Annotated in this window: 8 protein-coding genes; 1 reads left to right on the top strand and 7 read right to left on the bottom strand. The window is 37.0% G+C overall.

From position 1 onward, the window contains the following. Positions 1–275: 275 nt before the first annotated feature. The gene (locus SLH51_RS13365) at positions 276–935 is read left to right on the top strand and encodes a reverse transcriptase-like protein (protein WP_335961805.1); all 660 of its coding nucleotides are present in this window, start codon (positions 276–278) and stop codon (positions 933–935) included. A 94-nt stretch (positions 936–1,029) separates the two neighbouring features. On the opposite strand, the gene SLH51_RS13360 is transcribed toward SLH51_RS13365, so the two are convergent. From SLH51_RS13360 to SLH51_RS13330, 7 genes are all read right to left on the bottom strand, one after another. Further along, positions 1,030–1,872, bottom strand: a complete 843-nt coding sequence (locus SLH51_RS13360) for a PHP domain-containing protein (protein ID WP_335961804.1) — start codon at positions 1,870–1,872, stop codon at positions 1,030–1,032. Positions 1,873–1,880: 8 nt separating this feature from the next. Beyond that, on the bottom strand, positions 1,881–2,369 hold the full coding sequence (locus SLH51_RS13355) for a DUF4352 domain-containing protein (RefSeq protein WP_335961803.1): 489 nt from the start codon (positions 2,367–2,369) through the stop codon (positions 1,881–1,883). Positions 2,370–2,490: 121 nt separating this feature from the next. Beyond that, positions 2,491–3,318 carry an ammonia-dependent NAD(+) synthetase gene (gene nadE / locus SLH51_RS13350; RefSeq protein ID WP_335961802.1) on the bottom strand — a complete coding sequence of 276 codons (828 nt, stop codon included), beginning with the start codon at positions 3,316–3,318 and terminating at the stop codon, positions 2,491–2,493. 54 nt (positions 3,319–3,372) lie between these two features. Continuing rightward, the gene (locus tag SLH51_RS13345; RefSeq protein ID WP_335961801.1) at positions 3,373–3,681 is read right to left on the bottom strand and encodes a hypothetical protein; all 309 of its coding nucleotides are present in this window, start codon (positions 3,679–3,681) and stop codon (positions 3,373–3,375) included. A 428-nt stretch (positions 3,682–4,109) separates the two neighbouring features. Continuing rightward, the gene (gene tlp, locus SLH51_RS13340; protein WP_335961799.1) at positions 4,110–4,346 is read right to left on the bottom strand and encodes a small acid-soluble spore protein Tlp; all 237 of its coding nucleotides are present in this window, start codon (positions 4,344–4,346) and stop codon (positions 4,110–4,112) included. A gap of 81 nt (positions 4,347–4,427) precedes the next feature. After that, positions 4,428–4,847, bottom strand: coding sequence for an acyl-CoA thioesterase (locus SLH51_RS13335; protein WP_335961798.1), 420 nt, complete (start codon positions 4,845–4,847; stop codon positions 4,428–4,430). A gap of 24 nt (positions 4,848–4,871) precedes the next feature. Continuing rightward, positions 4,872–7,196 carry an AAA family ATPase gene (locus SLH51_RS13330; protein ID WP_335961797.1) on the bottom strand — a complete coding sequence of 775 codons (2,325 nt, stop codon included), beginning with the start codon at positions 7,194–7,196 and terminating at the stop codon, positions 4,872–4,874. Positions 7,197–7,207 lie beyond the last annotated feature (11 nt).

Genomic DNA, 7,207 nt, shown 5'->3' with positions numbered 1-7,207 from the left:
CCATTGCAATTTTGATTGCACTACTCAGAATAAAAAAGGTCGCTTTTTACCTTTTTGTTTGAACCAGAAGCAATGAGCGGAGCCGACGTTATGTTTTAAGCCTTTTGAGCGATCTTCGCAGGAAGGCGCACGGCGAGTGGAGCCATTGCAATTTTGATTGCACTACTCAGAATAAAAAAGGTCGCTTTTTACCTTTTTGTTTGAACCAGAAGCAATGAGTAGAGCCGATACTACTTCATTTTCAAGTACGTACTTACTATAAAGGAGGTTTTTTTATGAAAATTCGATTGGAATGGTACTATACTCCATTAAAAACAAAACAGTCTTTTTTTATGAAATCTGATTGGATGAGTGTAGCATCTTCTCTAATGTTACATGATGACCTCGAAAAAACAGGTCGATTAAAAAGTATTGAATTCTTAGATGAACAAGACACTGCATGGACAAAGAAGCAATTAATTAAATTCTTAAAACAATTCGAAACAGAACCGCATGATGTCATTGCTTATATAGATGGAGGCTTTGACAAAGCAACACGAAGTGCAGGTATCGGACTTGCCATTTATTATAAACAAAACCATAAAAATTGGCGCATTCGTTTTAACGATACATTAGAACTACTTGAAGACAACAACGAAGCAGAATATGCTGCACTCCATCGCCTTCTAATGCAGCTTACCGAAATGAATGTCCACCATCAAACTATCCGTATTTACTCTGATTCTATGATTGTTGTCAATCAAGCTTCAGGAGAATGGCCTTGCTATGAAGAACATTACCTGAATTGGTTAGACCGAATTGATCAATCAGCCAAAAAGCTTGGGCTAACGCTAGAGTATAAATTAGTTGATCGGAGCTTAAATAAGGAAGCTGATCAACTTGCCACACAGGCTCTTGAGGGAATTGAAATCAAGAGTGTGATCGAGAAGGTATGATACATGTGAACTGTAAAAGTCATTATTTATCTTGCAATCCTACTTGTTACCAGCACGTTTAAGCTCTTATTTAAAAAGACTGTCGAGATCATTCTCAACAGTCTAATAACTTACTAGCTAATTCGTTAGAGAGTCTAGTGGCACCTAATGGTTCAGGTACACGTCCATATTCTTCATGGTGGAAATCAGATCCTCCCGTTCGGTAAAGCGTTGTTTCGACTTGCTCCTCAATTGATTGGCAAATACGTTCATAACGCTTTATCGCCTCTTCGTCATGATCGCGGTGATATACCTCTATACCATCTAATCCCCAATCTATTACCCAGTCAATTAAATCTTCATCAACATCATAATAAACGGGATGGGCAACAATTGAGATTCCTCCTGTTTGGTGGATCCAATCAATAGCTTCTTGAACAGTCATTTCCTTTGATTTTTCAACATATCCAGGTTGCCCCTCAGCTAAATACCGTTCAAACGCTTCTGCCATATCTTTCACATAGCCTGCGTCAATTAATGCTTTAGCGACATGAGGTCGTCCGATACTTCCACCATCTACATGTTTTAACACATTTTCTGCTTCGATTGGTAACCCAATACCGTCTAGCCGTTCTATTATTGTGTCTAACCGTTCTCTTCTTAGTTGTTTCTGCTTTATAAGTAGCGTTTTAAGTTCCTCATTTTTCCAATCAAACTGGTAGCCTAGTATATGAACGCTCTGCCCTTTGTACTTAGTAGAAAATTCAATGCCAGGAATTACTCGAATACCTAACTTCCCACCTTCAATTATTGCTTCTTCAATACCCTCTACACTGTCATGATCGGTTAAAGAAACAATTTCCAAATTCACTTCTTTACACTTTCTCATTAATTCAGACGGTGTGTATCCACCGTCTGATGCTGTAGAGTGCATATGCAGATCACTATTTGAGTTCATTACCTACATCATTCCTTGTCAACTGATACTTGCCATGTAACTTGTCCTGTCCGTAAATGATCGGTATAAACAAGCTCATATTGAGATGCTTTTGGAACTAAAAATGCAATTTCTCCGCGATTTGTTCTGCCTGGATGAAGCTGACCACCGAGAATGCCCTTCGTTTCAATCGATGTATTCATGCTATGAGCAAATCCATCTTCATCTACTAGTGTTATGTTAAAGGTTGAGAATTCATAAACCGTTTCTCGATTATTTGTAAAAGACAAGTCAACAATTACAAACTGTTTTCCTTGTTCTTCTGTGTCTGCTTCAAGATAGAAGTCGTTTAATGCGATCTCAATCCCTTTCACTTCTCTAACTGTATCATCAGTTTCTGTTACAACCTCTTTAGCTTGTGACAGCTCAAGCTTCCCATTCGGCAAAACATGAAAGCCCACAACTAAAATGAGACACAGACTTAACCCTAATAGTATTACTACTTTCCCCTTCATCATTCCCTCTCCTTAATCTGTTATCTTAAAGTGTTCAATTAGCGAGCGTAACGCTCAACATTACAACCCACTAGAAGACACTCGCATTAAGGTATGTTCGTAGGGAACTGATTATGCCCAATTTTTACTGTTTCCACCAAGAGTCGTAAATGGTAACTGGAAGCTGACGTTTATGCTCGGTTTTTTCATATCGTGATTCAATTTTCTCTTTAATATCCTCGTTCACTTGTTTACCTTCTAAATAATCATCTAAGTTATTATAGCTCATTCCTAATGCAACCTCATCAGGTAAACCAGGCTTATCGTCTTCTAAGTCAGCTGTCGGTGCTTTCTTATAAAGGTGTTCTGGTGCACCTAATTCCATTAACAATGATTTCCCTTGTCGTTTCGTCAGACCAAATAATGGAGCAATATCACACGCACCATCACCATGTTTTGTAAAAAATCCTGTTATTGCTTCTGCAGCGTGATCAGTCCCAATTACAAGACAACCAAAGTGCGCAGCTAGATCATACTGCGCCTTCATACGCTCCCTAGCCTTTGTATTTCCTTTATTGAAATCAGACAACTGTTCACCAGTTGCGGCTTTAAACGCCTCTATCGATGCATCAACCGCTCCTTTAATATTAACAGTAATGGCCTTTGTTGGCTCTATAAAGCGGATAGCATCTTGCGCATCGTCTTCATCCTTTTGTTCACCATAAGGAAGCCTTACTGCATAAAATGAGTATACGATGTTACTCTGTTGTTCATTTAATTCATTAATAGCTGTCTGTGCCAGTTTTCCAGCTAGTGTCGAATCTTGACCTCCAGAAATCCCCAACACAAAACCTTTTGCCCCAGTATTTATTAAATAGTCCTTTAAAAAATCGACTCGCTCTCGAATCTGTTCTTTAGGATCAACTGTTGGATTTGTTTGTAATTCAGAAATAATTGTTGTTTGATTTGGCATATCTAATCCTCCTATTGTTTTCATACTTTTTTTATTATAGCAAGTATTGAATTATTATTGGAATTTATGTCCTAATTTGTTAAGCTGATTTTCTTTTTTTTCTTGAATTAATATGTATCGTTGCCTTTCTCCGAATAAATCAAAGTGTGGGTACTTCTGCCGATAATGAATCCACTCTGATTTCAATCCATATTGCTCTCCCCACTTTTTAAGCTTTTGAATATCTACACATGCCACTTTCGTTACCGATGTACACTCAGGAAATCGCTCATCAAGCCAGAAGTGCGTTAAAAAGGCAATTTCTCCTTTTTGTGCTTGCTGTCTCCATTCATTAAGCTCTTCTCTCGTAATACCAAATGCCACTATTTTTCACCACCGAAATTCATTTGGTTGATTATATCATACGACAAGTTTTTTTCACTTACATATAAAAAAACACTTACTAAATAATAAGGAACATTATCTTTCTAATTCCTCATCTATATCCTATTTTTACTAACGTCAAACTTTTTTTTTCCAGTAACTACTCCTAGTGAAACGTTTAGGATTTGTTCATCCTATAAGTAAGATGCTTTTGTATGCATCTTACCAAAAACCATTCATTCATAAGGAGAGTCTATATGTCAAAAAAAGATAGCAATACTAAGCAAAAATCAAAAAAACGACCAAAACATAAAACAAGTAGCAGTGCAAACGGTCAAAATGATTCTCATTAAAAAAAAAGCTGTTGAGATTATGCTCAACAGCTTTTTCATGTTTATGTGAAAGTCTGGTCTTTCCAATGAGGTGGTCTACTTTTCGCCTTTGTATCCATTCTGGCGAGCCTGCATTTCATCAGCCATTTCTGCTTCAAAGCCTTTAATGCTCTGGACACGACGTTGGTTCTTTTCTTTAATTGATTGCTTTTGTTCCTCGTTCATATCGGTATGAGCAAGAGACTCCTCAGCAGCCTCAATATTGTGTTCTGTGTTTTCTTTCATTTGCTGAAGCTTTTCTGCATTATCATTGCGATTATCTGGCTTAGCCATCTTCATTACCCCTTTTCGTTAACTTGAAATTTCTTGTGCAAGCTTAGTATGGATAATGATTGATGACTTATTCGTTCTTTATTATTTCTTCTTTATTTCTTCATATTTTTGAAACCAGTCAGGAAAAGCTTTCTTAAATGCTGTTGGTTTAAATGTTTCTTTTTTTACAATAATATGTGTCGTTGTCCCTTCGACACATACTTCATCTTCACCATTCACAATCTGGTACCCATAAATCGTTTTGATCCCATCATTTTTCTCCACCCATGTTCTTACAAATGCTTTATCGCCATAGCGAACTGGTTTTTTATATGTGGCTGTTACATCATATACTGGTGCAAAATAACCTGATTCTTCCATCTCAATGTAACTATAACCGACATCTTCAACAAGTCCACCTCGACCAAGTTCAAAATACTTTAAGTAGTTTGCATGGTAAATCACACCCATCATATCTGTATCTGCATATAAAATTTGTATTTCTCTTGTTGAAATATACAATTACATCACTCTTTTCTAAATGAATTAACTTTTCAACAATTGAACATCCTCTTTTTCAATTGTCATTAATTGATCAGCATGTAATTGTTCGTAATCAATGAGACGTAACGACTGAATTTGAATAAGTTGATCTAATAGATCGCTTGCAAAGCGCCCATTACTCGGATGACCATGATCGTTCACATACTTTCCTAATAACTCGATAGCCTCTGATGTAAATTCATAGCCAAATTGGTCTGCTCGATTACGAATAATCTCAAGCAACTCATTTTTTGTATAATCCTCAAAGTGGAGATGTTTCTTAAAGCGTGAACGTAATCCAGGATTACTATCAAGTAATCGATTCATTTCACTAGCATATCCAGCCAAAATAACAACGAGATTCTCTTCATGTTCCGTCATTTCTTGAACTAGTGTATTAATTACTTCTTTTCCAAAATCTCCATGTCCCTCAGCTAAAAGTGAATAAGCTTCATCAATAAACAATACTCCACCTAGTGCATCCTTTACTTTTTCCTTTGTTTTTTGAGACGTTTGTCCAACATAGCCAGCTACTAAATCCGCCCTTGATACAATAACTAAATGTCCTCGCTTCAAGAGTCCAATTTCTTTCAATGATTTTGCAAATAATTTCGCAACAGTCGTTTTACCAGTCCCGGGATTTCCTGTAAATACAGAATGAACTTGTAGAGGCAGGGCTTGTAATCGTTTTTCTCTACGGATTTGTTGGATCTGAACAAATGATGTTAACTGCCTCATTTCTTGCTTGACTTGTTCAAGACCGATTAATTGTTGTAATTCCACCTGGGCTGATTGTTCTTCTACTTGATCAGTTTCTTTAATAAAGTCACCTGCTTTAAGTAAAACAAAATCATCTGTTTGTGCATCTTCCAGTGACATTTTCGATCCTTTCTGGAAGATAGCATCTAAAATAATGTTTTTCGCTTCTCGTGCATTGCCAAAAGATTCATCAACTTGAGCTTTTTCAATCCGTTTCTGAAATTCATTTTTTGCACTTCTCGTTAATAAATAATCGTTTTCAATCGCAACTTGCTCTCCAATTTGAAGCAATTCATTGATAGAATAATTATCAATTTCTATATGATTTTGTTCGGGAAATCGACTTCTTAGACCAGGGTTAGCTCGTAAGAACGTTCGCATTTCCTCAGGATATCCTGCAAGAATAACAGCAAACGTTCCAGCATACTTCCCACTAGTCATTGCGGATACAAGGGTATCAATGGCTGACTGTCCATAATCATTCCCTGCTGTACCTGCTCTTTTTAAGCTATAGGCTTCATCGATAAACAATACTCCACCAGCAGCTCGTTCAATTGCCTGATTGGTATTTTCTTCTGTTTGTCCAACATAAGCTCCAACTAGTTGAGTTCGATCTACTTCATATACTTTATCACGTTCAAGCAATCCGAGTTCAGAATAGATCTTCGCCATTAATCTAGCTAAATGAGTTTTCCCTGTACCGGGATTCCCTGTTAGGATCATGTGTAATGTTATCCCGTCTTTTGCTTGGAACCCCTGATTTATACGCTCTTTTTGATAATGTAGGAATTGATATAGTTTGTGTACTCTTTGTTTCACATCTTCTAATCCAATCATAGCCTGTAATTCATCTAAAGCGGTTAGCTTCTTTTCTTTTCCTTGATTCTGCCAGAGAAGTGTCTGCCACTTTTTATTCAATTGTTCTATAACGTTTGTCGCTTTCGCAATTTCCTTAAATTGAGCAGCAGAATAATATACGCCAGTTAACGAGTTCGCATATTCAGTTGCCGCCAATAATATTGTTTTAAAGGGCTTTTGCAATTCTTCCATTAAGCTTGTTATCGTATTAATTGTCTCAACTTTTTCGACATTTCGAATATATTCTATTGAGTGATTCTTCTCACATGCAATTTTGTCATACTCATTAACATAATGAAAAAAGTTCTCTGCAATTTGTTTGTACTCATTCGCTGTTTGTTTCTTTGCGGAGCCATGATCGGTCTCTCTAATAGGAGGAAACTTATCTGGTATCGGTACCTTCTTAAGAAAGTCTAGCAATTGTTGTAATCTCAGCTGGTGTGCAGTCGCATTCGTATCATCAACTTGTAATGCTTCATTCGCCCAGCGTTCAACCAAATGATCAATCTTCCCTATACGATTATAGCGAGCATGCGCTAACATCGAAAGCAACTTCGATTTATTTAATAAAGTCGCTTTTTCCAGCTCTTCCTTGCCTTCAAATTGTTCAAGGATTTCCCAAGCTTTTCCCTCTTGAAATGCCTCGTTTCCTTGATTTACATCAGCAAGCCACTGTTCTATTTTCTCGTTTGTCCAACTCTCTTGTAACATGAGACACACCA

It is taken from the genome of Halalkalibacter kiskunsagensis, assembly GCF_037027555.1.
GTDB lineage: Bacteria > Bacillota > Bacilli > Bacillales > Bacillaceae_D > Halalkalibacter > Halalkalibacter kiskunsagensis.
The sequence above is the reverse complement of the archived record's forward strand: the minus strand, read 5'-3'. Positions and strand labels throughout refer to the sequence as shown.